The 24,942-nt window shown below is 43.1% G+C and carries 23 protein-coding genes; 4 read left to right on the top strand and 19 right to left on the bottom strand.

Annotated features, from left to right (window positions below):
* Positions 1–2 precede the first annotated feature (2 nt).
* The 8 genes from MHH26_RS00345 to MHH26_RS00310 all read right to left on the bottom strand — a co-directional run bounded on the left by MHH26_RS00345 (position 3) and on the right by MHH26_RS00310 (position 10,244).
* The gene (locus MHH26_RS00345) at positions 3–1,226 is read right to left on the bottom strand and encodes a glycosyltransferase family 2 protein (protein WP_427847078.1); all 1,224 of its coding nucleotides are present in this window, start codon (positions 1,224–1,226) and stop codon (positions 3–5) included.
* Between the two features lie 37 nt (positions 1,227–1,263).
* Positions 1,264–2,979, bottom strand: coding sequence for a DUF2334 domain-containing protein (locus MHH26_RS00340; RefSeq protein ID WP_340971719.1), 1,716 nt, complete (start codon positions 2,977–2,979; stop codon positions 1,264–1,266).
* Complete coding sequence (locus MHH26_RS00335) at positions 2,969–3,820, bottom strand: GGDEF domain-containing protein (RefSeq protein ID WP_340971717.1); 852 nt, start codon at positions 3,818–3,820, stop codon at positions 2,969–2,971. The genes MHH26_RS00340 and MHH26_RS00335 overlap by 11 nt, the downstream gene beginning before the upstream one ends.
* Complete coding sequence (locus MHH26_RS00330; RefSeq protein WP_307499072.1) at positions 3,801–4,883, bottom strand: glycosyl hydrolase family 8; 1,083 nt, start codon at positions 4,881–4,883, stop codon at positions 3,801–3,803. Before MHH26_RS00330 ends, MHH26_RS00335 begins: the two co-directional genes overlap by 20 nt.
* A 197-nt stretch (positions 4,884–5,080) precedes the next feature.
* Entirely contained in the window at positions 5,081–7,267 is a 2,187-nt protein-coding gene (locus MHH26_RS00325; protein WP_340971713.1) for a DNA topoisomerase III, read from the bottom strand.
* Positions 7,268–7,339: 72 nt separating this feature from the next.
* On the bottom strand, positions 7,340–8,395 hold the full coding sequence (locus MHH26_RS00320) for a tartrate dehydrogenase (protein WP_307499070.1): 1,056 nt from the start codon (positions 8,393–8,395) through the stop codon (positions 7,340–7,342).
* A gap of 99 nt (positions 8,396–8,494) precedes the next feature.
* Complete coding sequence (locus MHH26_RS00315; RefSeq protein ID WP_334750813.1) at positions 8,495–9,427, bottom strand: DMT family transporter; 933 nt, start codon at positions 9,425–9,427, stop codon at positions 8,495–8,497.
* Positions 9,417–10,244: an AraC family transcriptional regulator gene (locus MHH26_RS00310; RefSeq protein ID WP_307499068.1), complete on the bottom strand. Its 828-nt coding sequence runs from the start codon at positions 10,242–10,244 to the stop codon at positions 9,417–9,419. The genes MHH26_RS00315 and MHH26_RS00310 overlap by 11 nt, the downstream gene beginning before the upstream one ends.
* Positions 10,245–10,398: 154 nt before the next feature.
* Between MHH26_RS00310 and MHH26_RS00305 the strand changes: the two genes are divergently transcribed.
* Together MHH26_RS00305 and MHH26_RS00300 are read left to right on the top strand one after the other, a co-directional pair.
* Positions 10,399–11,073: a GntR family transcriptional regulator gene (locus tag MHH26_RS00305; RefSeq protein WP_340971709.1), complete on the top strand. Its 675-nt coding sequence runs from the start codon at positions 10,399–10,401 to the stop codon at positions 11,071–11,073.
* A gap of 136 nt (positions 11,074–11,209) precedes the next feature.
* Positions 11,210–11,506 carry a DUF3817 domain-containing protein gene (locus MHH26_RS00300; RefSeq protein WP_034664017.1) on the top strand — a complete coding sequence of 99 codons (297 nt, stop codon included), beginning with the start codon at positions 11,210–11,212 and terminating at the stop codon, positions 11,504–11,506.
* On the opposite strand, the gene MHH26_RS00295 is transcribed toward MHH26_RS00300, so the two are convergent.
* From MHH26_RS00295 to MHH26_RS00285, 3 genes are all read right to left on the bottom strand, one after another.
* Positions 11,503–11,832, bottom strand: a complete 330-nt coding sequence (locus MHH26_RS00295; RefSeq protein WP_340971706.1) for a hypothetical protein — start codon at positions 11,830–11,832, stop codon at positions 11,503–11,505. The genes MHH26_RS00300 and MHH26_RS00295 overlap by 4 nt on opposite strands.
* A 1,053-nt stretch (positions 11,833–12,885) precedes the next feature.
* Positions 12,886–13,308 carry a pyridoxamine 5'-phosphate oxidase family protein gene (locus MHH26_RS00290; RefSeq protein WP_012008953.1) on the bottom strand — a complete coding sequence of 141 codons (423 nt, stop codon included), beginning with the start codon at positions 13,306–13,308 and terminating at the stop codon, positions 12,886–12,888.
* Positions 13,309–13,601: 293 nt separating this feature from the next.
* On the bottom strand, positions 13,602–14,471 hold the full coding sequence (locus tag MHH26_RS00285) for an SDR family oxidoreductase (protein WP_034664026.1): 870 nt from the start codon (positions 14,469–14,471) through the stop codon (positions 13,602–13,604).
* Positions 14,472–14,626: 155 nt separating this feature from the next.
* Here MHH26_RS00285 and MHH26_RS00280 point away from each other — a divergent pair, with 155 nt between their 5' ends.
* Positions 14,627–15,238 carry a class I SAM-dependent methyltransferase gene (locus tag MHH26_RS00280; RefSeq protein WP_060595568.1) on the top strand — a complete coding sequence of 204 codons (612 nt, stop codon included), beginning with the start codon at positions 14,627–14,629 and terminating at the stop codon, positions 15,236–15,238.
* Between the two features lie 17 nt (positions 15,239–15,255).
* Here the strand turns inward: MHH26_RS00280 and MHH26_RS00275 are convergent, their stop codons facing one another.
* From MHH26_RS00275 to MHH26_RS00265, 3 genes are all read right to left on the bottom strand, one after another.
* Complete coding sequence (locus MHH26_RS00275) at positions 15,256–17,343, bottom strand: BglG family transcription antiterminator (RefSeq protein ID WP_340971702.1); 2,088 nt, start codon at positions 17,341–17,343, stop codon at positions 15,256–15,258.
* Between the two features lie 130 nt (positions 17,344–17,473).
* Entirely contained in the window at positions 17,474–18,556 is a 1,083-nt protein-coding gene (locus tag MHH26_RS00270) for a C45 family peptidase (RefSeq protein WP_340971699.1), read from the bottom strand.
* 89 nt (positions 18,557–18,645) lie between these two features.
* Positions 18,646–19,275, bottom strand: coding sequence for a GDSL-type esterase/lipase family protein (locus MHH26_RS00265; protein ID WP_340971697.1), 630 nt, complete (start codon positions 19,273–19,275; stop codon positions 18,646–18,648).
* A gap of 404 nt (positions 19,276–19,679) precedes the next feature.
* Here MHH26_RS00265 and MHH26_RS00260 point away from each other — a divergent pair, with 404 nt between their 5' ends.
* Positions 19,680–20,315 (top strand): FMN-dependent NADH-azoreductase, encoded by a 636-nt coding sequence (locus tag MHH26_RS00260; RefSeq protein WP_034283819.1) that lies wholly within the window; start codon positions 19,680–19,682, stop codon positions 20,313–20,315.
* A 45-nt stretch (positions 20,316–20,360) separates the two neighbouring features.
* Here the strand turns inward: MHH26_RS00260 and MHH26_RS00255 are convergent, their stop codons facing one another.
* From MHH26_RS00255 to MHH26_RS00235, 5 genes are read right to left on the bottom strand one after another with little or no spacing between them, the layout of a single operon-like run.
* A complete protein-coding gene (locus MHH26_RS00255; RefSeq protein WP_340971694.1) occupies positions 20,361–21,122 on the bottom strand; it encodes an IclR family transcriptional regulator in 762 nt (253 codons plus the stop codon).
* A gap of 14 nt (positions 21,123–21,136) precedes the next feature.
* Positions 21,137–22,150 carry a 5-oxoprolinase subunit C family protein gene (locus tag MHH26_RS00250; RefSeq protein ID WP_034664037.1) on the bottom strand — a complete coding sequence of 338 codons (1,014 nt, stop codon included), beginning with the start codon at positions 22,148–22,150 and terminating at the stop codon, positions 21,137–21,139.
* On the bottom strand, positions 22,147–22,893 hold the full coding sequence (gene pxpB / locus MHH26_RS00245) for a 5-oxoprolinase subunit PxpB (protein ID WP_340971691.1): 747 nt from the start codon (positions 22,891–22,893) through the stop codon (positions 22,147–22,149). Before pxpB ends, MHH26_RS00250 begins: the two co-directional genes overlap by 4 nt.
* Before the next feature lie 18 nt (positions 22,894–22,911).
* Entirely contained in the window at positions 22,912–23,703 is a 792-nt protein-coding gene (locus MHH26_RS00240) for a putative hydro-lyase (RefSeq protein WP_106043456.1), read from the bottom strand.
* Between the two features lie 5 nt (positions 23,704–23,708).
* Positions 23,709–24,926, bottom strand: a complete 1,218-nt coding sequence (locus MHH26_RS00235) for an NRAMP family divalent metal transporter (protein ID WP_066031313.1) — start codon at positions 24,924–24,926, stop codon at positions 23,709–23,711.
* Positions 24,927–24,942: the final 16 nt, after the last annotated feature.

Raw genomic sequence — 24,942 nt, 5'->3', positions numbered from 1 at the left:
TGTCACCCGCTTTTCTTTTGTTGTTGATCGTAACGCTCCGTTTTGTACCATTTCACTTCTTGTTTCAATAATCGGCTCTTCACCTCTACATATAAGGAGTACACGACAAGCGCAATCCATACTTGAGAATAGGTGAAGTACATGAGGACCACAATGAGAATGTTTTGTTTGGTGAGCTCTGTTTTCTCAATACTTAATGTAATCATCACTTCTGTTAGAAAGAGGAAGAAGGCTAATCCCCACAGGATCAGTGCGACAGCCCCTACAGATAAGTGAAGGTCAACAAATAGGTTCACAATAAAGATGCCATTTGAGAGCAGAACACCGAAGAAAAATAAGAAATACGTAAAGAAGAAATAAAACAAATCGAAAATCATTCGTTTTCGTTTCAGCTTCATAAACTGCCTTAAAAATTTGAGTACAACATATTGATTCCCTCTAGCCCAGCGCGTTCTTTGCCGCCACCAGACCTTCCATGTCTCAGGCTCTTGTTCCCATGTGATCGCAGCTGGGAAAAATCGAATCACATATCCAAGGTTATACACACGGATCGTTAATTCGGTGTCCTCGGCCAAAGCTTGGACATCCCAGCCGCCGAGCTCTTCTAAAATGTGCCGGCGGATGGCGAAGTTGGTGCCTGGTATTGTCGCAATCCCAAACCACTTCCATCTCCCGCCCTGCGCCATCCATTGGAAGCAGATGGTCTCAATATTAATAAATTTGGTCAGCAAATTTTTGGCTGCATTGATCACTCTGAATTTCCCGACAACAGCGCCTGCTTTTGGGTCATTCAATAACCCAAGAACCAAATGATAGACAGCCTTTTGTTCCGGCATGTTATCTGCATCGTATACGCAAATCACTTCTCCTGTCGAAGCCTTCAAGCCTTCATTCAGTGCAGTGGATTTTCCCTTCCCTGCAAATGGCGGCTTTGTTTCAACCATATGGACATGATCATATTGCTCACTGAATGATTGCACAATATCTCCTGTGCGATCAGAGGAATTGTCATTAATCACAATGATTTCAAGGAGGTGTTTAGGATAAGATAGCTGGACCATCGCTTTTAACGTCTGCCGAATGACAACTTCTTCATTATGAGCAGGAATCAGGATACTGATGGTTGGCAGCTCTTTCCCTTGTTTTGTCCATTTAGGCAGCACTTTTTCATAGGTGAGGTAATGCTGAAAGCCGCCCTGCATGAGAAACATGTGGTATAGGAGCATAGTCCAAATCAGTAGTAATGAAAGATAAAATAAGACATCAGCCACCTAATTTTCTCTCCTTAAAAATTCGTTTTTTCATTGTCAGTCTTAAATACAATGTGTATAAAGCAAATGCCGCAATAAATAGCATCACCACGACTGTAAGAATTCGCAGCATATTTTCTATGCCGCTTCGTTTGACTGTTTTTGTTTCGGCTATGTCGGATTGCTCTACTTGAATATGTCCATTCCCTGATGTTTGGATTTTTACATGTGCAGTTTGGATCGTCTGTTTTGTTTTCTTTAAATCCAGCCATTCACTAGAAGGGATTGCCTCCATCTGTGTTATCAGCTCCTGTAATCCGGCTATTCCTGATTCTACATCATAGGACAGTCCGATTGCGGCTGATTGAAGATGCTGCATGGATTGAATCGTCTGTTCAGTTAAAACATTTGAATATTCTTGGTCAGACGCTGTCTCTACTGGTCGCTGAGGATATAGGGTCATTCCATGTAACATGGCAGGAGACGTCACCAGCGGCGGTGCACCGACTGTTTTCCAAGTGCGGTCTGACAGCTGCACCTGTCCAAATAGACTGGACACATGCCTTGAAATCACTTCATAACCTTGTTGAGATATGGTATCATGCGGCACCTCGAATGCAAGTGGATATAGACCTTGCTGGGCAAGAAGCTCGATGCCCTTTGTCAGTTTTTCTTCTGTATAGGCGGTTTCTTGCTGCTGATTCGATCTGGTATAACCATTAAAGTCTTTTTCATTTGGGAACTGACTTTTACTCCGTTTCTTCTCAGTTTTTTTGGGATCATTTGACGTGATGGACTGATCATACTTTGCATCCCAGAACTCAAAGCTCTGACCAGATTCCTCCGTTCGATACGTACGGCTAAAGCCATGAAGAATGATACTCGCTCCATTGCCTTGCAATTGTTTTAACACATTCACGAGCTTCGGGCGGTCACTCAGTGTGACTTCATCACCTGTTTCTCGATCCATCCAAACAGGAGTCACTGCGATCTGAAAAGGAATATGCCGTGCGGATACGTATTGTCCAAGTTCAAGCAGCTTCTTCTCGTCACTTGCTGGACTGATGTTCCCGAGCATTAAGTATTTTGTCGTCATTTGCACAGAAGTTGGCATGTATTTTTCTAGCACTTCTGCAAGAAGCTTGTTGTGCTGCACGACATCTAAGATTCCGATATATGCCGCACCTTCTTTTGTTTGAATCACAAATGGCAGATCAGATTGACGTTTCTTCACTAGAAATTCATTTTGCAAGTCTGCCCCTTGAACCGTTAACGCATTGATACTTCTTTCTAGCTGACGGTATGTCTGATCATGTGTATGTTTCATTTGACTGGTATGATCTTGTTTGTGAAAAGTAAGCTTGGAGAATGGGCGAAGCTGTTCCGCATTGTATCCAATGGCGATGAATTGCTGTGATTCGTTCAACGCACGAATGGTTTGTTTTGGCAAGGTTCTCTTTATTTCACCGAGATAAATGACTTGCTGAAATTCATTGATCCTCTTTTCAGCCAAATGTTCATCGGATACAATCGTCGTCTGTTTGGAAAAATGACCGGCGAGTAGATCCAGCATATGAACGGCTGCAGTCACTTCATCCGATTGTGTGGAATAAACGATCAGGGTATTTGGCTGCGTGACAAGAGCATCGGCTGAAGCCATGTGTTTCAACGAAAGAATCGAAAAAAGCGCGATCATCAAACAACATTTCATCAAAGAATTAAAGTTCATTCATCATCATCTCGTTTTCTAGTTCTTCTAAAAATTGCTCTGGCGTTCGATAATCCGAGCTGCTTGTTAAATGACAGACAAGAAATGTCAAGGTCACTTCACGACCGTTTAACAGGACATGCGGTTGCAGTTTATTCTTTAGCTTATCAAGGACAACTGACACGTTTTCTTCTGGTGTGTGAGTTAGCAGCAAGCCCATTCGCTCTTCGGATAATCGAAATTTCTTATCGGTTTCTCTTACGCTTTCGCGGATCTTGAGACTTAATTGCTGAAATAGGTGCTGCATTTCTTTTTCTCCATATAACGATTTGAATTCCGCTGCGTAATTCATATGAAGAAGAATAAAGACAAATGGCTGTTTGTACCGTTCTGCCCGTTTCATTTCCTCGGACAATTCGAGCTTCATCCGCTCAGCATTGTCAAATCCTGTTGTCGAGTCAATCGCCACAAATTGTTTGATGGCCTGCTTTTGTTGTTCAATGGTGTGACGCAGCATCTTGATCCGTTCATGCAAGCTTCCCGCTGAAATAGCGAAAAAAAGAAGTGCTACGCCCCAAATCACTACATCTTGCAATGTTTGATTTGAAAAAAGGGGATTTTCATGACCAAGCTCTGTAAAGAACATGGCGCTTCCTATAAAGAACAAAATAAGCAAGGTGAAAATTAATGCTGGTAGGATACCAAATAAAATACCGCAGCCTAACACGACAAATGTCAGTGCGATGATCATAAAGCTCTCCGCATCTTGTACGTTGAGATAGCCCATAAACAAAATAAGGCCTGCAAACGTGAGGAGCAGAGAATAGTACAAGCGATACGTGTTACTGAACAACCGATTCATTTAGAAGCTCCCTTTCTGCAATCAGAGGCAATAAGTTATCAAATGAGTGTGTGTCTTTTTCGTTCATATATCCTCCGTAATAAGGCTTGAGAGGATCTTGGGTTTGTAATTCTTTCATGCGGTGATAAACAGCCTTTGCAAATTCAAGCTCGTTTTGTTTAAGGGCATACAATAGGACAAGTGCATATACCGAAGGCGATTCATACGTCACAGATGGCTGCAATGTGCTCAGCTTATATCTCCCGTACAGTTTTCCTTCTTGTTTAAAAGTCGTTTTAAGCCATTTCATGATCGCAGACGTATTAACCTTTGCATGATGGGCATATAGAGCCGTATAGAGTTGATCGATCATATTGATTTCTCGATCAAACGAATAGGTTTTTTTCTTTATGTCATAGGATTTAGGAAAGAATCCTTTTTTTCTCGGTGCTTGTTTTAGAATGGCTAATTGGTTACTGGTCATTTGTTTCGTGAATATTTTGAGGGATTCCAATTCTTTGATTGCTTTTGGGTCTATATAAGAGAGTGTGATTGTGTGTGAAGTTCGATTTGTTGATGCATCATAATAATCGGACAATATGCCTTTGAACATGTTTTTTTCTTTTAACGCTTGAGCGATTTCTTTTGCTGTCGTTTGATACGCTGACTTCTTCCACAAACGATTTGCCTTTTGAAGTGCCGCCACTACACGTAAATCATCAACTAAAGCATTGGCCTTACTTTTTTGCTCAGATTCAATTTGCCAGCTGAGAAGATGATGGTCTAGTAAAAATTGATCTTGTAGAACACCCAACTGTTGGTCAAATAAATTTTGATCTTTTTTTCGAACAAGATAATCCATCCAAAGTCCGAGTGATTCAGATAAGTAGATGTGCTGCTCTGCAAAAGAGGTACGAATCAAGCCTTGATCTGTCATTAAGTGGTGAGTGATAAAATATTCTCCAGGCAATACAGGCTGTGGCGATACTGGATCAGCTGATTCTTTCTGCTGCTTCCAGGTACATCCGCCTAGTAGAATGACAATGAGTAAAACAATTGCTGTACGATATATGCGTGTATGCATTCGTGTCCCCTTTCAACTCCCCGTTCTCTAAGCATCTAACGATTTATTATAGAGCGTTTTTGTTTAAATTTAAATAAATATTTTATACCAAATTACGAGTCTTTTCGCATATTTATTCCCATTTTCAGAAAAACAATATGTCGATATGCTTGAGAACACTGAAAAACCCATGCGTTTCCGCACGGGTTTTTACACAACTATTGATCTAATTTTAGTTTCTTTAATTGTTCAGCTAGTGCATTATTAATTGGTTCTTCCACTTTCTTTTGTTTCTTCAAATATTTAGACACATCGTGCTTACTGGCTTTCTTTTGATTGGATTGAGATTTGCGTTTTTCGAAGACAGACAGTTTTTCTCTATGGCCGCACACACAAGCAAAGATTTTGCCATCGCCTTCTCCGCGCAGCTCGAGCTTTTTATGACAGTTCGGGCAGCGTGCGTTTGTTTTCTTCGCCACATTTTTACGATGGCCGCATTCCCGGTCCTGGCAAACAAGCATCGTTCCATGTTTTCCATTCACTTTCAGCATCAGTTTTCCGCAGTCTGGACAATGGGTGCCAGTGACATTGTCATGCTTAAAGGTCTGGTTCGTCTGTTTGATTTCAGATACGGCTTGTTTCGCATATAATTTCATTTCACTCATGAATTGAGAAGCTTTCAATTGCCCTTTTGCGATTTTAGAAAGCTTTTGTTCCCATTCCGCTGTTAACGCAGGAGACTTTAAGTCTTCAGGCACTAAAGAGAGCAGCTGCTTTCCTTTCGATGTGATGAAGATGTCTTTGCCCTTTTTCTCGATTAGGAAGCTATTGAACAGCTTTTCAATAATATCTGCTCTTGTTGCTACTGTCCCTAGACCACCTGTTTCACCAAGGGTTTTCACTAAGTCTTTTTCCTCTTTCTGCATAAATGCCGCTGGGTTTTCCATGGCAGATAATAGGGTCGCTTCATTAAAACGTGCAGGAGGTTTCGTTTCTCCTCTTGTTTCTTTCAGCTGTCGTACGTCTAGTGACTGTCCTTCTGAAAGCAGCGGCAATTGTTGATCCACCTCGGCTGATTCCTCTTCTTCATAGGAATCATCGTACACGGCTTTCCAGCCAGCTGATTGCACGATTTTCCCTTTTGCTGTGAACGTTTCACTGCCTATTTTGGCGATAACCGTTGTTTCTTCGTACTCAAAAGGATTCATGAGTACCGCAAGGAATCGTTTGGCAATAAGGTCATATAATTTACGCTCTTTATCACTTAATGCACCTGGATACAGCTCTTCCTCGGTTGGAATGATCGCATGGTGATCTGACACTTTTGCATCATTGACGAAGCCTTTGTGCGCTTTTACACCTGATTGTAAAATCCGGTTCACATGCTGCGCGTATGGTCTGACGTTCATTCCTTTTAATCGGTCTTTTAATGTGGGAACGATATCCGCTGAAATAAATCTTGAATCTGTACGTGGATATGTCACGAGCTTATGCTGCTCATACAATCGCTGAAGTGTAGATAATGTTTCTTTTGCTGAGAAGCCATAGCGTTTATGCGCATCACGCTGCAATTCAGTCAGATCGTACAGTCCCGGCGCAAAAGCTTTTTTCGCTGTTTTTTTCAACGCATCAACCACTGCTGGTTTTTCTTCGCATGCTGCCACGCGCTCTTTGATCACATTCTCTTGGAAGGTACGGTTTTGCTTTGTTTTGGCATCCTGCCAGGTCAAAGTCAGTCCATCTACTTGTGCAGTCAATCCATAGAACGGCTTCGGCTGAAATTGCTGAATGTCTTCTTCTCGTTTGGCGATCATGGCAATCGTTGGTGTTTGCACCCGTCCGCAGGAAAGCTGTGCATTGAACTTGGTTGTCAGCGCTCTTGTTGCGTTGATGCCGACAATCCAGTCTGCTTCTGCACGTGCAACTGCTGAGCGATACAGGTTATCGTATTCTCTGCCGTCTTTTAATCGTTTGAAGCCTTCTTGAATGGCTTTGTCCGTGACAGATGAGATCCATAGTCGTTTCAAGGGCTTTTTCACATGTGCTTTTTCAAGAATCCATCTTGCGACAAGCTCCCCTTCACGTCCAGCATCTGTTGCAATGACAATGTCTTTGACATCTTTTCTCGCAAGCTGCGCTTTCACTGCTTGGAATTGTTTGCCTGTCTTTTTCATCACCACAAGCTTAAGCGGCTCTGGAATGATTGGTAAATCCTCTAAACGCCAGGATTGAAATTCTTTTCCGTAGCCTTCTGGATCAGCCAGTGTGACCAAATGGCCAAGCGCCCATGTCACAATGTATTGATCTCCTTCTAAAAAACCATTTCCTTTTTTATGACACTTCAGCACACGCGCAAGGTCACGTCCTACTGAAGGTTTCTCTGCTAATACAACTGTTTTTGACACTAGATTTCACATCTCTTTCTTCTATCCATCCTTTTATTATAGCAGACGTGGAGATGCGGTTCTAATGACGGATTATTTCTTCAATCGTTTGATGATTTCGTTTGTGACTTCTTGTGTTTGATAGGGTCCGCCGATGTCCGCTGTTAAAAAGCCGTCTGCTGTGACTGATTCGATGGTGCTGAGAAGGTGCGTACCCAGCTCTTCTTCTCCGAAATGATCAAGCATCAGTTTAGCGGTCCAAATTTGACCGATTGGGTTGGCGATTCCTTTTCCCGCAATGTCTGGAGCTGATCCGTGTACAGGCTCAAACATGGATGGGTATTTGCCATTTACATTGATGTTGGCGGCAGGCGCTACGCCAATACTTCCCATAATGGCTGCCCCAAGATCTGTCAAAATATCACCAAACAAATTACTGGCCACAATCACATCGAATTTTTCTGGTCTTGTTACAAAGAAGGCTGAGAGCGCATCAATGTGCTGAGAGTCTGCTGCCACCTCTGGATAATCCTTTGCTACGTCTTGAAACACTTCATCCCAAAAAGGCATGGTATGAACGATGCCATTTGATTTTGTTGCACTCGTCACATGCTTTCGCCTTTTTTCTGCTAATTGAAAGGCAAAACGCATCGCACGCTCTGTCCCTTTTCTTGAGAACACCGCATTTTGAACAGCAAGCTGATCTTCCCCTTGATAAATACGGCCTCCAATTTCACTATATTCACCTTCACCGTTTTCTCTGACAACTAGAAGGTCGAAATCCTTTGGCTGAGCAAGCGGTGAACGTATACCATTCAGCTGTTTTGCAGGTCTAACGTTAATCACTTGCTCAAATTCACGTCTAATCTTAATGAGCAATCCCCAAAGCGATACGTGATCCGGCACTAAATTGGCATCTCCGACAGCCCCTAAGAAAATGCTGTTAAAGGCTTTCAGTTGATGTAATCCATCCTTTGGCATCATCTCGCCATGCTCTAAATAATATTCACAGCTCCACGGAAAATCCTGAAAGGTAAAAGACAGACCACCATGTAATTCTGACACCGCTTTCAATACTCGTATGGCTTCAGGTACAACTTCCTTCCCAACCCCGTCACCTGGTATCGCCGCAATTGAAACATGCTTCATTCATTTTTCCCCCTTCATTATCGGTCGACCGTCGACCACTTAAGCTTGAGTTTACTAGACCGTCCACGTTCTTTCAATGGACAAAAGGCGCTTTTTTGATCAAAGCGCCTGTTTATCCTGGAAAAGCATCGAGGGTTTCTGTTTCTTCCTCCCCGCATCTTTTTTATCTGAAAGCAGCAGTCCTCCTAAGGTCAGTGCCGTTCCAAGTACAGACATGAGGGTCAATCTCTCATGAAGAACGATCATTGAAATGACCATCGTAATAATAGGAACGCCATAAATATACACACTCGATTTCACCACACCGAGCGTTTTCACCGAAAAGCTCCATGTCAGAAAACAAATGGCAGATGCGAACAGGCCTAAAAACAGCAAGTGAAAGGCAAACGACGGATTCGTCAATCGCTCCCAGTCTAAACGAATCTTAAAATGCCAGATCAGGGGAAGCATCCAAAGCAAGCCGTAAAAAAAGACACGCCTCGTCACTTGAATGAGATGGTATCCATATTGATTGATCATTTTCGATAAAATAGAATAGAAGGCCCAGACAATGGTCGCCGTTAATGCTAGCGCATCACCGATTGGATTCAATTGGAACGTCGTCATTCCATTAAAGCTAATCAGTACAATTCCTGTCATCGCGATGAAAAAGCCTATGAAAAACCGGCGGTGCAAAGGCTCATCTTTCAATAAAAAATAAGCCAATAAAAATGAGAAGAATGGTACAACTGAGCTGATGACACCTGCATTCGAAGCGAACGTATAGGTGAGTGCGACATTTTCTAAAAAATAGTATAAGACCACACCGCATAATCCTGCGAGCGCAAACATCGCTTCATGCTTTTTACGCTGCACCTTCATGGTGACCGGGTAGATCATCATCAGAGCCAGATATCCAATAAAAAAGCGAAAAAATAATATTTCTGTTGGAGAAAAAGCCGTTAACAATATTTTGGTTGAGATAAAGGTCGAGCCCCATAGAAAAATAGTGAACATGGCCGCTAGATGACCAAGCAGCTGTTTATTTTTCATCTGCTGTTACCTGCTTTGCAAAAATTTGCTGATATTGCCCTGGGGTGAGCCCAATAAATTCTGAAAAGAAATGACTCAAGTGACTTTGATCAGAAAAACCAGCGGAGACTGCCGCATCTACAGGCTTCACTCCTTGGGCGAGAAGCTCCTTCGCATAGTTCACTCTCACTGTCTGTAAATAACGATACGGCGTGATCCCTCTGTACTTTGTAAAAGCACGAAGAAGGGAGTATTTGTTCATAGACACAAGCTCTCCTAAGTCGTCTAACGAAATATTTTCCGTGCGGTATGTTTCAATATATTGCTGTACAGCTTGGACTTTCTGTTCGGCGGCATGCGCTGCTGACGCTTTTTCCTCTGATGTATCAGCATAGGCTTCAATCAGCTGCTTCATAAAGAAATAAAACGTTTCCTGTTTATTCAAAGCTGGAGCTTCTTCTGTGATCATTTGATGAAGATCATATAATGGCTTTGTCAGTTCACTTTGTGAAAACACAGGGGCTTTAAAATGCGGCTTGTGCTGAAACATTTTCTCTATGACATCTGCTTCTATATTTAAACAACGATAATCTAGTGTCCTGTGATCAATCTGCTCGCATGCGTGATTGTCATATGGATTGAAAAGAAGGATGTCTCCCTTTTCAATGATGTATTCTTCATTTTGGCAGATCAAACGTCTTTGACCGTCCTCAATAAATCCAATCACATAGTATGTATGAAAATGATTCGGGAACTTTTGCATGATGCCATGAAAGCGATACGCCTCTATTTGCAAGTCCTGATCAAAATGTACCGTTCGTTCTTCTTGTGTTTTCATGTCGATCCCCTCTTTCACTGAACTGATCATTAGTGTAGCACACCCTTTTTCTCTTGAATTGTACGATATTGACTTTTCCGATGCAGGCTTGCCTAGAGGGAAAAACTTGGATAACATGAGACAAAAGATGATGTGTAAATGAGGGAATGACGGGATGAATTCATTCGAGATGGAAAGACCAGCACCATACCATATGCAATTTTATGAACAGCTGAAGCAAATGATATTTGATGGGCAGTTTCAGCCAGGGGAACGCATCAATGAGACACAGCTTGCCAAACAATTTGGTGTAAGCCGATCACCGGTTAGAGAGGCGATGAGGCTTTTAGAAAAAGATGAACTCTTGATCGCTGATCATCGGTCAGGCTACTCTGTCTATACGTTAACGGAAAAAGATGTCGAGGAGCTTTATCAAGTTCGAATCGCCCTAGAAACGCTAGCTGTTGAGCTTGCATGCAAGGAAGCCGCGCAAAGAGAGCTGGATGATATTGAGCAGGTCCTCAAGCAGGCAGACGGAGCAATCAAGCAGCAGCTGCCATCTAAAGAGATCGTCCAGTTACATGAAGCCTTTCATCAAAAAATTATTCTAGCGAGTCACAATCACCGCTTATGTAAACAATTGAATCATGTGAATGCACTCATTCATTTTTGCCGTATCTTTCATTTTAGCGGCGGAGCGCGTGCTGAAACGATTCAAAAAGAGCATGCTGCCATTTATTCTGAAATGAAAGAGCGCCGCTCCACAGAAGCCGTTCAAGCGATGACGAATCATTTGTTACATGATGTGATGCACTTAAAGCAAGTACTCTCTGAAACAAACAAGGATTAAGTGATTTTCCCTTTTTTCCATTTTTTAAGCATTACATGAACATATTTTGAATTTTTCGTAGATTTCAGCATGTCCAGACGATCTTTCGTTTATATTAGAAGATGAGAAACTAGCTCTTATACAGGAGGATTTGTATATGCATACAAGTATTAGCCGTCTTCGACAGGCGGGTTTTATTGAGGGTATGTCTCTTTTAACCCTTCTTTTAATTGCCATGCCTCTGAAATATTTTGCGGATATTCCGATGGCAGTCACCATTGTAGGCTCTCTTCATGGCGCATTGTTTGTCATCTATATGCTTGTTTTGGCATATGTGACTTTTAAAGTTCGCTGGCATTTGAAATGGTCCATCGCTGGTTTTTTTGCGGCGTTCATTCCTTTCGGCAACTTCGCCTATGATAAGGTGCTCCGCCAGTATGATACAAAAGCTTAATCAAAAAGGGCTAAAACGAATGTCGTTTTAGCCCTTTTTCTACACGCTGAATCCTTTTCATTAAACGGATCGCTTGCTGTGGTCCATTCACTGATTCTTTTTCCTGAATGAGGATCATACATTGCAAAATGGAGCTGCTGGTCTTTTGATACAGCACTCACCACTTGTTTTCCTTCATCAAATGTAAAAATTCGTTTGACGTCATACTCTGTTACTTTCCCATCCGACAAATCATCTTGGTAATGGTTCCACACCATGAAACTGATAATGATAGCTGGAATAAAGAAGACAATATATCGTAGAAAAATCACTGGTATTCTTTTCACTTGATCGCTTCCTTTCATGAGGTTCCTTTATCTTATACGTCAGTGCAGCGAAAATGTTCTATGCTAGAAGAATACCAATCCAGCCTTCCAGTTCCATATTTTACAAACTTTGTTGTTTGCGATAAAATCCAATCAGATTAAAAAAAGGAGTTTTTCTCATTGGATAAGCTATCTTCTATGCTTCTAGCGGCTTGGCTGCGTGTTCCACGTTGGTTCAAGCAATGGGTGCTCGTATCCATTTCCATTTTCTTTTTTTATATGTGTTTTGTAAAGGGCTGACTAGCTGGCATACCTTACCGCCCATCACTTTGCTTACGTGTGTCATTGCTTCCTTCTTCATTTGGATGTTGTGGCTAAAAGGTCAAAAAAATAAGTGAAATGGGGAAAATCATGAAAGAATCCATCAGTTATTTTGCTATCTCTTTTGTTCTGCAATGGGTTTGGTTTGGCATTGTGCACCCTGATAGAGGCGTGACACTCCTGGACATGTTCATCTTTTCTATTTTGTTTGCGGTGATGTTCTTTTTTATCCAGAAAATTTGGCGGTATCAGAAGAAAGGGCGAAGTGAGTGATCATGAAATTAACTCAATGAAAAAGGCTGCCAAATAGATGGCAGCCTTTTCCTTGCTCTTTTCATGCAAATAAATAATCAATGTGTGATCTCCGTTACGGAGTGTATGAATTAAGATTCGATCATATCAGTGTGTCATATGTGTTCCGAGTGAACCTACGTTTGAAAGTAAACGCCATGGAAGTTCTGGATAACAAGACAACGAAAGCCCTACCTCTCATTCGTCCTTACGGCTCCGAAGCCGTGCCAGTGTGAATTGTAAATCAAAACGTCTTTTTTCCACTCTTCCGCTTTTATAGGGGGCGGGTGCAGAAGGAAAAGAATAAGTTTGTTCGCTTTGACAGCGTCTCGTTCTTATCAAGTAGAAGCTCTATTGCTTCTCATTATGTCATAGAAAAAAGAAAGTTTACTTTCTTTATTTATTTGCTTATTTCAACACTTAATATAAAACTATAACACATTCCCCCAGCTTACGCAAGTGTTAAAGTGATAATTCTGCCGGCGTACGGCTTCCTTCATTCATGTAACGAATGGAGGTTGGATCAATCTTCAGAATCACTAGGTTCGGATCATCTTTTCCTTTAAACCATTTCTCCATCTCCTCAGACCAAAGGCGGTCGATCAGTTCTGGATCATCAGTTAATGTTGCGGTACCTGCGATTTCTGCATACGTGTCACCGAATCCTTCACCTGAATAACCAATGAGAATATGGACATTCGGGTTTTTTTCAATTTCGTCTGCTTTATGTGTTTCTTTGCTCGTTGGTGTATATAATGTCAGCCCTTCATGGAAAAAAGTCATGTAGCGGGTATGCGGCTTATCCTGTTCAACGGTCGCCAGTGTTCCGACCTTTTGTTCATCTAATAGGCTGAGTACCTTTTGTTTTAATTCTTCTTGTGACATATCGTTTCACTCCTTCAAATTTCATCCGTACTCTTAGGTTTCCACGACAATCCATTCATTAAACAAAGAAATGTGTTTTTCATAAAAAGAGATCTTCTGGCTGATGCTATAGAAAACAGGCTCAATGAAGGGAGAAGTTGAACATGCATCATGAAACGATGTTCCATTTGAGTTCACTTGTCATTGCGGCAGTTGTGGTGGGCATTATCGTATGGTCTGTCTTATCTGTGCAGAAGAATCGCAAGAAATACTAAACACACCGCCCAATCAATGCTGGGCGGTGGCGCTATTGATCATGTATTCATAAAGGAACCGCCGTTGACGTGAAGTGTTTGTCCTGTCATATAAGACGATTCGTCAGAAGCAAGCAGCACATAGCAGCCGACATGCTCTACAGGCTGTCCTGGTCTTCCCATTGGGGTTTCTGCCCCGAAGCTTTCCACACTATCCTCATCAAATGTAGATGGAATGAGCGGCGTCCAAATTGGACCTGGCGCTACACCGTTCACCCGAATCCCATCTTTCACAAGCGACTGTGCCATAGAACGCGTAAAGCCGTTGATGGCCCCTTTTGTCGCCGTATAATCAATCAGCACTTTGTTGCCTCGATATGGGTTAATGGATGTTGTATTAATAATTGTACTTCCCGGTTTTAAGTAATCCAGTGCTTTCTTCGTAAAATAAAAATAAGAATAGAAGTTGGTTCTAAAGGTTTGGTGAAGCTGTTCACTAGAAATATCTTGAATCCGTTCTTTCGGATGCTGTTCAGCCGCATTATTCACTAAAATATCTAATTGCCCAAAGGCTTCAACTGTTTTTTCTACCGCTTTCTCGCAAAAGGCTTCGTCACCGACATCTCCTGCAATCGTTAAACATTTAACGCCTTCCTGTTCTACGCGCTTTTGCGTATCCTTTGCATCCTCATGTTCATTTAAGTACACAATGGCGACGTGTGCACCTTCTTTTGCATAGGCAACAGATACAGCACGTCCAATTCCACTATCTCCGCCTGTAATCAGTGCGACTTTCCCTTTGAGCTTGCCAGATCCTTGATATGATTCATCCTCAAAGATCGGCGCAGGATTCATTTCTCTTTCACTGCCTGGCTGCTGATCCTGTGTTTGGCGCGGAATGCCATTTGTTAAGTATTCACGTAAATCCATGTGTAAGCTCCTCCTTGATTTGTTGATGTATCCTTTCATTACCACCTCTTTTTTTTACTCAAACATCCCTAAACTGCACAGATGCGTTTTGTAAATTGGCATGTTTCAAGATGGGAAAAATCGGTTACATGATCATTAAAAAGGAGCGTTCTCAAATGCTGTCAACCATTTCGAAAACCTTTAGCAGACCAAAAGGCTGGCTCGGAAGCATCGCAGGCTTCATTATGGCAAATGAAAATAAAGCATTGAATCAGTGGGCCATCCAGCACTTAGATCTGACAGATAGTGAAAACATTTTGGAAATCGGCTATGGGCCCGGCTACAGCATCAAACATATGCTTAAGCATTATGAAGATCTTCACATTGATGGTCTAGATGCCTCCGCCACCATGCAGGAGCAAGCACAGTCCCGCGTCAGCAAACGGTCAAAAGACAAACAGGTCCGGCTGTATGTAGGGAAAATCGAGAAAACACGCTTGCCCGGAGAGCAGTATGACAAAGTACTGTCTGTCAACAACTTTACGATTTGGGATGATCCAAAGACTGGCCTACTCAACCTTTATCACACGTTGAAACCAGGCGGAAAACTCGTCATTGTGATGCAGCCAAGAGAAAAAGGTGCTGATGCGAGCCGGACAAAAGAGATGGGTGAAAACATATTGAATGACTTACAGTTTGCGGGGTTTGACCATTTTTCTGTTGAGTATGAGGAAATTCGTCCAACACTTGCTGTCTGTGTCACAGCCAAAAAGCCGAGAAGCGAATAAGCTCTCGGCTTTTTTTCTTACCATTTTGCTTCTTTTACAAATTGATAGAACAGCTGATGCAATTTCTGTTCAATCTCTTCCTTTGATCCCTGTCCATAAAGCACCATGCTTTCCTCACTTTCAATGATGGATGAACTGATCAGACTAAACATTTCAGACCCTTCCTTGCCAAGCTTTTGCGGCGCCAGCATCATAAGCATTCGTGACATCATTTGCTGCCCGCCGTCCATGCTTTTCACCTCGTATGCCTGATCAAGATCGTAAATATGAAAGATTGGTTCCTTGATGAATTCATGCTTTAAATGAAAAAGAGCAAACTCGGTACCAGGTATGCCTAAACCGCCTTGCTGTTCACGTTCCAGTAAGCCGCTCGCTACATCATCCGCATGTGTGATAGATCCTTCTTCTTCAAGCTGACGAAGCAGCTGTCTGATTGTTGCCTCATGCTGCGGCAGCGTCTCTCTATTTTCGATGGTAAAATGGGACAAGATGCTGCGAATCACAGACATATAATTCGTCACCTGCTCTGCAACCGCCATCATATCAACCGTTTCTTGCACAGATTCTTTAACAGCTTCTTTTGTTCTTTTTTTCTCGATCATATAAGGGATCTTCCGTTTAATATGAGCTTTCACACGCATGGCGTCATCCTCGTTTAGGAGCGGACTGACCATGATGTAATCGATATGGTCATATGGGATCGGAACAGTCGATACAATCATGTCATAGCTCGATGCATCAATTTCCTTTAGCTCCATTAAGGAGGATAAATCGAATTTGGCGATCTCCGGTAATTCTTTTTTTAGCCGCGAGGCGAGCATTTTGGAGGAACCAATCCCGCTTGAACAAACGACTAGTGCATGAATGTTTGTTTCTTCTTTTTTGATTTCAAGCACTGAGCCAAAGTGAAGCACTATAAAGGCAATTTCATCCTCTGGAAATTCAATCTCTGGAAAGAAACGCTCGACTCCTTCTTCAATCGCCATGAACAGCAAAAAGTAGTCTTTTTTTATTTGTTGTGTGAGCGGATTATAGATTCTCATCTTTTCCTTTAAACGGTTCATGGCAGGTTCAAGATGAGACACGAGTCCCTCATACAATGAATCATTCTCATTTAAATGATAGCCGGTTTTATTTGAAATAAAATCAATGAGCTTCTTCGTTCTAATTGCAATATCCAGCTCGATTTCATCAATACGGTATTCTGCCCCAAAGCTGCGATTTGCACTGCGCAGGTGGATGGTCATATAACCGACCTCTGCTTCAGGGATCTCCACATTAAACATGCGCTCAAGTGCTCTTGCGATTCGCAGTGATGATTCAAATTCTTTCGTCCGCTTTAGTTCAAGCAGCTCTTCCTCTTCCATTCGAATGGTTTCACCAAGCTGAATCCGTTCAATGGCATAGGTTAAGTGAACGACAAGCGCAATATAGGCACTATCAGATAAGGAGAGTGACAGTCTATTTTTCAAATGAAAGAGCAGTCTTTCTACCTTAAGCAGCTGCCCTCTGCTGACAACGCCAAACACCTTTTCCGTCGCTTTCGTTCGATGTTTGATATTCATTTCAATTGTTTCTAAAAATAATTGAATATCGAGCCGGTCAACAATAAGGTTCCCGACAATCTTTCGTTTTGCTTCTTCCGGTCCTTTTAATTCAATGCCATACCCGCGTTTTCGGATCAGCTGCAAACCGTAAGGAGCGATCCACTCTGTCAGTTCATCTAAGTCATAGCTGATGGTCGCATTTGTTACCTGCAAATCGGCTGCGAGTGTATATAATTTCACCGGTTCCTTTGCTTCAAGCAGGGCACATAATATTAAGAGCTTCCGTTCGTCAGAGCTATATTCAATTTGATCCTCATTTGACATATGAGCAAGAAGCCGCTGTTTATCCTCCTGTTCACCGACTGCCTTCAAGCCTTTCCCCGGCTGTTTATCTAGTGAAAGATCATAATTCTTTAATATGGGCTTAATCGATTTTAGTTCTCTATGAATCGTTCTTGTACTCACCTGAACAGAATCGGCTATCTCACGAATGGTGACATAACGATTTTGCTGAATGATGTATTTGATGATCTTCTGTTCTCGTGCCGTTATGTACATGAAATGCCTCCTTCTGCAAAAATAGGTCTATTGTCACACCTTAATATAAAACGCTTTCAACAAACGATGCAATCTTAAGTTGATCTGACTTTGGCAAATGGACTGTGACAAAATTAAATACAACGTCCGATCATACGTTTCTCCAAAATGACGGTCCATGATCCTTTTGATGAAATTGAACCTTTTGTTCATGAAAAGGCAGTGAACCCCCAGCTTTTAAAGAATACGTCGGGTTGTATACTGGAGAGCCAAAGCAATAATCCATCGTTCCTTCCTCCGGGCGGAAGATGACGGTTCGCATCGTCCCAAACAGCTCCTCATAATTGTGCACAGTCAGACCATCTGGAAATTCTGTCTTGAACAGCTTAGCAAGAGAATCACTTGATCGTTGTTCTTCTAAAGCCTCCATTAACATGTCGTATCTGACAATAGAATGATGTTTGGTCATCCCTTTTCCTGTTTGATCAGCAATCGGATGATTTGTGGCTGCAATATAACCTGCCTCCGGTCTTCTGACCATTTTGCGACCATCAATGATTTCAATCACAGCCGCTTCTCCTTTTCGATCGGCAAGCATGAGGTGAACATTTGAGGCAACGGGCATTTCCTGAATAGAGTGAATGGCTTCCTCAACCGTTCTACAGTTTTCCAGAACAGATCGAATCACATGATACACTTGCAAGCCGGCAACTGCTGGCGGCTTTAAACCAGGTTCATTTCCAACCGGCGGACCACAAGCAGAGAATGTGACAGAAAGACCATGCTCATTCATCCCATCAGATCTGCCAAACAAGAGCAGCGACGAGCCTGTATGAGATGCCAAGCTCTTCACATGTGTCGTTACAAGACGCATATCATCAAATATCGGGGAGAAATCATAGTTACGCAGCATGACCGTTTGTTGACCGGCCGCCATATTCCCCTGCCTCACGCAGTGGGAACAGCCTGGCTGAAGATGAGATGAATAGAAAAAGGTCAAATAACGCTCATCTAATTGCAGTTCATCACAAAATCCAGCAATCTCTTCTTCTAACTGAGGAAGATGAGGGCGCATCAGCTGCTTCGTTTCCTTCACAGCCTCTTTTTCTAGCGGTTCTGTTCGAATATATTGTGTCTGTAGCAACGGGTTCTCCTTAAACCAGACAGCCTGCTGTTTTCCCACTTCATAAGCGGTTCCTGTCATTTCATGAAAATATGCACTGATTTCCTCCATGCCTGCACACCTCTTTCGCCTTCGTTTCTTTTATCATATCGAAACCGTCATTTATTGAAAAGGATGAAAAAAACTGCAACCCCAACGGATTACAGCTGTTTCCAGGATTGTTGAAACAATGCTTTTGCCATTGCTTCATATCCTTTATGGTTCGGATGAAATTGATCAATCGATAAGTAATCTCTTTCATGTCCCTCAAACGCCCGGTACACATCCACAACCTCTACATGCGGATTTGCAGCAAGCAAGCGAAGCTGATGATTGTATTGCTGAAGCCACCGCCCCGCTATTGGTATTTGTGGAAAAGGATTATATAAATTCATGAGATACACGCAATAGGGCTGCTGCCCTCTTTTGATATGAGCGATTTCTTGAATCATCTTGCTAAAATTCGCTTGGCAATGCAAGGTCGCTTGCAGCAATTTCTTTTCATCTTCACCCTCTTCATACTGCTGAACAGCTTGAACAAGGTCATTCCCGCAGCCTGTGATGGTGATGATGTCAGCTGGTGCAATAGCACGCCTCACATCAGATCGTTTGAACAGCTGTAAAATCTGATCCGTCGTTAACCCTGACTTTGCAAATACGGACAGCTCGACTGACGCCTGTGTCTTTTTTTCAAGCATCCATTGATACCGCTCAGCGAAGCCTCCGCCAAATAAACGTGCCCCCACTCCCACTGTTAAGGAATCTCCAATCGCAACATAGGATCGTCCCACTCTTATCCCTCACTCTCTCCTGCCTTCTCTTATATATACGAAATCGGAGAACAGATGCTTGTAGCAGATGGCTTAGGGGCATTCATCTTTTTTTTCATGAGACGTCTTTATAAACTCTTTACTTGCGAGATCGACTGTTTTTTTGTTCAATAGGAGTAGGTTTTTATGATGAAATCCGTATCTCCAAGCGTTTCAGAAAAATTTACAAACTTTTTATCTTGATTTCGAGACTTTATACCTTGACTTCAAACTACATTGTGATTACAATGAAAATATCAGTTTTTATGTAACTGTACTTGTTACATCTTTTTCGTAGCATTCCAATATGATTAAAGATGCCACATATTCAGTGTATCTTTGGGATACGCTAAAAAAATCACTGAAACAGAAAGGATTGAATGAACATGGCAAAAGTTTTATACATCACTGCACATCCGCATGATGAAACAGTTTCTTACAGTATGGCTACTGCTAAAGCATTTATCGAATCTTATAAGGAAGCAAACCCAAGTGACGAGGTTGTACATATCGATTTGTACAAAGAAAACATCCCTCACATTGATGCAGATGTATTCGCTGGCTGGGGCAAGCTGCAATCAGGTGCTGGCTTCGATACACTTTCAGCTGAAGAGCAAGCGAAAGTTGCTCGCCTAAACGAATTAAGCGATCAATTCGTTTCTGCTGACAAATATGTATTTGTTTCACCACTTTGGAACTTCTCATTCCCACCAGTTCTTAAAGCATACATCGACTCTGTTGCTGTAGCTGGTAAAACATTCAAATACACTGAGCAAGGTCCTGTTGGATTATTAACAGACAAAAAAGCTCTACACATCCAAGCACGTGGCGGATACTATTCTGAAGGTCCTGCTGCTGAACTTGAAGCAGGCCACCGTTACCTTGGTACAATTGCGAGCTTCTTCGGAATTCCTTCCTTCGAAGGTCTTATCGTTGAAGGTCACAATGCTGAACCTGCGAAAGCAGAGCAAATTAAAGCAGATGCGATCGAACGTGCAAAAGCTTTAGGAAAAACTTTCTAATAAACTGAACGCGAAAAGCCAATGATCTTAACGGTCATTGGCTTTTTATTTGTTTAGATGAAAGCCTAATTCTCTGGAGATACCGATCGCGGCTTTTTTGACCTGCTCAATTAAATATGGAAGGCGTTCCTTTTGATAGCCTGCTTCAAACCCTGCAATGCTAATACCTGCTGCGACTTCTCCAAGGTGATTGAAAATAGGGGCTCCAACCGCAGCGGTATAGTTTTCAAGCTCCGAATAGCTTAACGTATAGCCCCTTTCATTTGATTCATCCAGTATGTTTCGAAGAACCTCTTTATCTGTAATGGTCCCGATTCCGATTTTCCCTAGCTCAATCGAATCAATATAAGCGAGTCTCTCGCGCTCTGGTAAAAAGGAGAGAATACTTCTTGCACAAGCACCCGCATATAGGGGAGAGCGCCTGCCGACGGCGGTGTAGAGACGAACAGGCTGCGTCCCTTCGATTTTATCCACGTAAATGGCTTCGTCTCCTTCACGAACGATGAGCTGTACAGCTTCTCCCACTTCATCCCGCAAGCCTTCCATAAATGGTCTTGCAATTCTCCGAATATCAAGGCGGTCCGCCACAAGCTGACCGTATTCTAGAAACATCAGACCTAACCGATAAACACCTGAATCATGTTTTTCTAATAATCCCATATCGGCTAACGAGCTCGCCATGCGGTGCACAGACGTTTTCGGCATGCCGGAGAGCTCGATCATTTCATTTAACGTTAATTGGTCACGAGCGATAAACAGCCGCAAAATCTCCATTGATTTCACCACGGTTTTATTTGTATTTTGCATGTCCATCCCCTTTTCTAAACGAATGCTTCCAGCTTGATTCTGGCAGCCAGCTCCTTCAATTCTGCTTCTTGCTTAAATAGCGCCTGCTCTGCGTCCTGATGATCGATTCGCTTAAAATACAGATTCGCCCCAGGCATCGCTTGTGCAATGAGCGGCAGATCGACCGTCGCTACTTCTCCAATACGCGGGTATCCGCCTGTTGTTTGCCGATCTGCCAGCAGAATAATCGGCTGGCCGTCAGGAGGAATTTGAATAGAACCAAAGGCAACCGCTTCTGAAATCAATTCAAGCTTTTCTTTTAAATGAACCGGCTCCCCCTTCAAGCGGCAGCCCATGCGATCTGATTGAGGCGTGACTTGGTAAGGCTGTTCGAAAAAGGTGTGTTGAGATATTTCTTGAAAAAAAGAAAGGTGTCTCCCTGGCAGCACCCGAATCACGGGCGATTTCCGCAGCGGCAAAAAATGCGTATGACTTACAGTCCAATCGGGTGCGCTGTACGCCGCCTGTTTCACTTCGCTTTTGAGCCTATCAGACAATCGATCCGCTACGATTGAAGGCTTTCCAATGGACAGGACGTCTCCTTTTTCAAGCGGACGTCCGTTCAGTCCACCTATTCCTGCTCTCACATAGGTGCTTTTGCTCTGCATGACCGGCTCCACATCGAATCCACCTGCCACAGCAAGGTAAGCGCGGCAGCCTCTCTTACAAGGACCAAAGGTGATCGTGCTTCCTGATCGAACAAAGAGCGGCTTCCATAAAGGGGCTGGCTCTCCATCGATGTCGATTTCCACGTCAGCGCCAGTCACTGCAATAAGCTCATCCTTTTGACACGTCAACACAGGACCCGGCCCCATTAAAGTTATTTCCAGTACGGCTTCGTTTTCCTCGTTGCCTGTGAGAATGTTGGCAATTCTAAGTGAGAGCGGATCCATGCCGCCGCTCGTTAAGACGCCATACTTTTGATAGCCTTTCCGACCTTTATCTTGAATGGTTGTGAACATTCCTGACTTGATGACATGAATACTCAACGTTCTGCCTCCTTCATGCTGAAAAATTCCTTTTCAGACATTTGGACAAATCTGACCTCGTCCCCTGCTCTCAATAGACTTGGGACTTTCTCGTCTGGGTAAAAGAGTGGCAGCGGGGTTTGTCCAATGAGCTGCCAGCCGCCGGGTGTGGAAATGGGGTAAACGCCGGTCTGCTTTCCCGCAATGCCGACAGATCCTTTTGGAATGGACATTCTCGGTGTTTCCCTGCGCGGGGCTGCGATCTTTTCAGACAGCCCGCCTAAAAATGGAAACCCCGGGGCAAATCCAATCATATAAACAAGATACGTCCCTGCGGTGTGAATACGCACGACTTCCTCAGGTGTTAAACGATTGATCCGGGCGACTTCTTCTAAATCAGGTCCCACCTCTCCCCCGTAGCAGACTGGAATATCGACGATGCGGCGCTTCGACTGAACCCCCTCCTGCCATTTCTCTTCAAGAAGTGTTTCAATATAGTTTTTCACCCATTCATACGGAGACAAGTCCTTTTTTTGAAGGTGGGCAGATTGATGAACAGTATAAGGCTCGTAAAAAACAGTCAAGTTTGTAAAGGCTTGAACAGCTTCCACATATCCAGCAAATGGATGCTGCTCAATACACGAAAACAGCTGCACAACACGCTCATGAATCTCTTCACATATGTCTGCTCCTGCTTGGATAACGATCGCTGCATCTCCTAGCGGGTGGAAGGTGATAAAATCTTTTATCGTTGAAAATGCCACTTGAGGATCCCTCTCTTTCTAAAGCACACCGAGCTGTTGATCTCTTTGATCTGTGATGAACATATGCCCAGGTGCATGGGTAATCGCAATGTCTGGTTTTGTATGCATGACAATGGCCTGCGGCGTCACACCACATGCCCAAAACACCGGAACTTCTCCTTCTTTGATCACAGATGGTTCTCCAAAGTCCGGCTGATCCACATTGGCAATTCCAATCATCGCTGGGTCGCCTATATGGATGGGGCCGCCATGAACTGACGGGAATCTAGACGTCACTTGTACACTTCTTGTAATCTGATGCGCCGGAATGGGCCTCATGCTGACAACCATCGGGCCATGAAACACCCCTGCTCTTTCACAAGAGATATTCGTTTGATACATCGGAACGTTATGACCGTTTTCAATATGGCGAACAGGGATATCATTCAGCATGAGCGCATGCTCAAACGTAAAACTGCAACCGATGAGAAAGGCAACCATATCATCCTCCCAATAAGCAGAGATATCTGAAACCTCTTCTTGAAGAATCCCTTTTCGGTAAATACGGTATTTAGGAAAGTCCGTACGAATATCCGCTTGGGGTGCCGACCGTCTCGGCACTGGATCACCCGGCTCCAGTACATCAAGCAAGGGGCATGCAGCCGGATTGCGCTGACAAAACAAAAGAAAGTCAAAGGCAAGTTCCTTTTTAACGATCATTAAATTGGCTTGAGCATATCCCTCTGCTAAACCCGCCGTTGGTCCTGTGATTTCTTTTTTACGAATCAACTCTCTGATCTGTGAAGGCTCATATGTTTGATCAATACTCATTCAAATCAACTCCATAGTTTCGGGATTTCAGTCATAATGGTATATCCGCCCATCAAAGCCATGATGATGACAACCAATGCACCTGACGCTGTCAAAAAGAATGGATGACGGTAATCGCCGACAATTTCTTTCTTATAGGCCGCAACCAGCAAGGTGCCAAGTGCGAGAGGTAAAATCAATGCATTGATCGCCCCAACTAAAACTAATATGTTTACAGGTCGTCCGATCGTAATAAAACAAATAGTAGAGAGGGCAATAAAGCCGATGATAATGCCACGTTGATTTTGCTCAATTTTTGGCGAGAAGGTTTTAAAGAAAGAAACAGATGTGTAAGCCGCTCCAATAACCGATGTAATCGCCGCAGCCCACATAATGATCCCGAACATTTTATATCCAACATTTCCAGACGCTAACTGGAATACAGAAGCAGGCGGATTCGCTGGATCAATCTGTAAACCCTTTGAGACCACTCCTAGCACGGCTAAAAATAAAGCGACACGCATCACAGATGTAATCAGGATGCCGAAAACAGAGCTTTTTGTCACTTGAGGAAGTGCATCTTTCCCTTTAATTCCAGCATCCAATAGACGATGTCCGCCAGCAAAAACGATATAGCCGCCAACTGTCCCCCCGACAAGTGTCACAATCGATAGAATATCAATTTCTTCTGGGACAAATGTTCTGAGTGCTGCTTCCCCAACGGGCGGCGCTGTTGAAATCGCCACATACAGCATCAGGCCGATCATGACAAAGCCTGCTACCTGTGTGAAACGGTCCATCGCTTTTCCAGCCTCTTTGATCACAAAGATCAGAATGGCAATGACAGCACTGACCCCTGCTCCGATTCGCGGATCGACTCCGAAGATGACCTGAAAACCGAGACCAGCACCAGCGATATTTCCGATGTTAAAGGCAAGTCCCCCAATGACAATCAAAAAGGCCAGCACATAACCGAGCCCCGGCAGAACCATATTCGCAATATCCTGACCTCGCTTTTCTGACACGGCGATGATGCGCCATACATTCGTTTGTGCAAAAATATCCAACAAAATAGAGATGAGAATGACAAACCCAAAGCTAGCCGCAAGCTGCTGTGTAAAGACAGTCGTTTGTGTTAAAAATCCCGGTCCTATTGCGGACGTCGCCATTAAAAAGGCTGCGCCCATCAGCATAGAACGATTCCCCTTTGGTGCCTTCGTGTGCTTGACTTCCTCTTTTTTCATGCTGTTTCCCCCTTTG

It is taken from the genome of Bacillus sp. FSL K6-2839, from assembly GCF_038003365.1.
In the GTDB taxonomy this organism is placed as follows: Bacteria; Bacillota; Bacilli; order Bacillales; family Bacillaceae; genus Bacillus.
Note: the sequence above shows the minus strand (reverse complement) of the source record. Positions and strands in the feature narration are given on the sequence as shown.

Bases quoted from the DNA above. Each gene is read 5' to 3' on its own strand.
- MHH26_RS00255 (WP_340971694.1), bottom strand. From the start codon at position 21,122: ATGCAAAATACAAATAAAACCGTGGTGAAATCAATGGAGATTTTGCGG.
- MHH26_RS00260 (WP_034283819.1), top strand. From the start codon at position 19,680: ATGGCAAAAGTTTTATACATCACTGCACATCCGCATGATGAAACAGTT.
- MHH26_RS00330 (WP_307499072.1), bottom strand. From the start codon at position 4,883: ATGCATACACGCATATATCGTACAGCAATTGTTTTACTCATTGTCATT.
- MHH26_RS00280 (WP_060595568.1), top strand. From the start codon at position 14,627: ATGCTGTCAACCATTTCGAAAACCTTTAGCAGACCAAAAGGCTGGCTC.
- MHH26_RS00345 (WP_427847078.1), bottom strand. From the start codon at position 1,226: ATGCTCCTATACCACATGTTTCTCATGCAGGGCGGCTTTCAGCATTAC.
- MHH26_RS00340 (WP_340971719.1), bottom strand. From the start codon at position 2,979: ATGAACTTTAATTCTTTGATGAAATGTTGTTTGATGATCGCGCTTTTT.
- MHH26_RS00305 (WP_340971709.1), top strand. From the start codon at position 10,399: ATGAATTCATTCGAGATGGAAAGACCAGCACCATACCATATGCAATTT.
- MHH26_RS00275 (WP_340971702.1), bottom strand. From the start codon at position 17,343: ATGTACATAACGGCACGAGAACAGAAGATCATCAAATACATCATTCAG.
- MHH26_RS00270 (WP_340971699.1), bottom strand. From the start codon at position 18,556: ATGGAGGAAATCAGTGCATATTTTCATGAAATGACAGGAACCGCTTAT.
- MHH26_RS00335 (WP_340971717.1), bottom strand. From the start codon at position 3,820: ATGAATCGGTTGTTCAGTAACACGTATCGCTTGTACTATTCTCTGCTC.
- MHH26_RS00285 (WP_034664026.1), bottom strand. From the start codon at position 14,471: ATGGATTTACGTGAATACTTAACAAATGGCATTCCGCGCCAAACACAG.
- MHH26_RS00290 (WP_012008953.1), bottom strand. From the start codon at position 13,308: ATGTCACAAGAAGAATTAAAACAAAAGGTACTCAGCCTATTAGATGAA.
- MHH26_RS00240 (WP_106043456.1), bottom strand. From the start codon at position 23,703: ATGAGTATTGATCAAACATATGAGCCTTCACAGATCAGAGAGTTGATT.
- MHH26_RS00300 (WP_034664017.1), top strand. From the start codon at position 11,210: ATGCATACAAGTATTAGCCGTCTTCGACAGGCGGGTTTTATTGAGGGT.
- MHH26_RS00320 (WP_307499070.1), bottom strand. From the start codon at position 8,395: ATGAAGCATGTTTCAATTGCGGCGATACCAGGTGACGGGGTTGGGAAG.
- MHH26_RS00315 (WP_334750813.1), bottom strand. From the start codon at position 9,427: ATGAAAAATAAACAGCTGCTTGGTCATCTAGCGGCCATGTTCACTATT.
- MHH26_RS00235 (WP_066031313.1), bottom strand. From the start codon at position 24,926: ATGAAAAAAGAGGAAGTCAAGCACACGAAGGCACCAAAGGGGAATCGT.
- MHH26_RS00310 (WP_307499068.1), bottom strand. From the start codon at position 10,244: ATGAAAACACAAGAAGAACGAACGGTACATTTTGATCAGGACTTGCAA.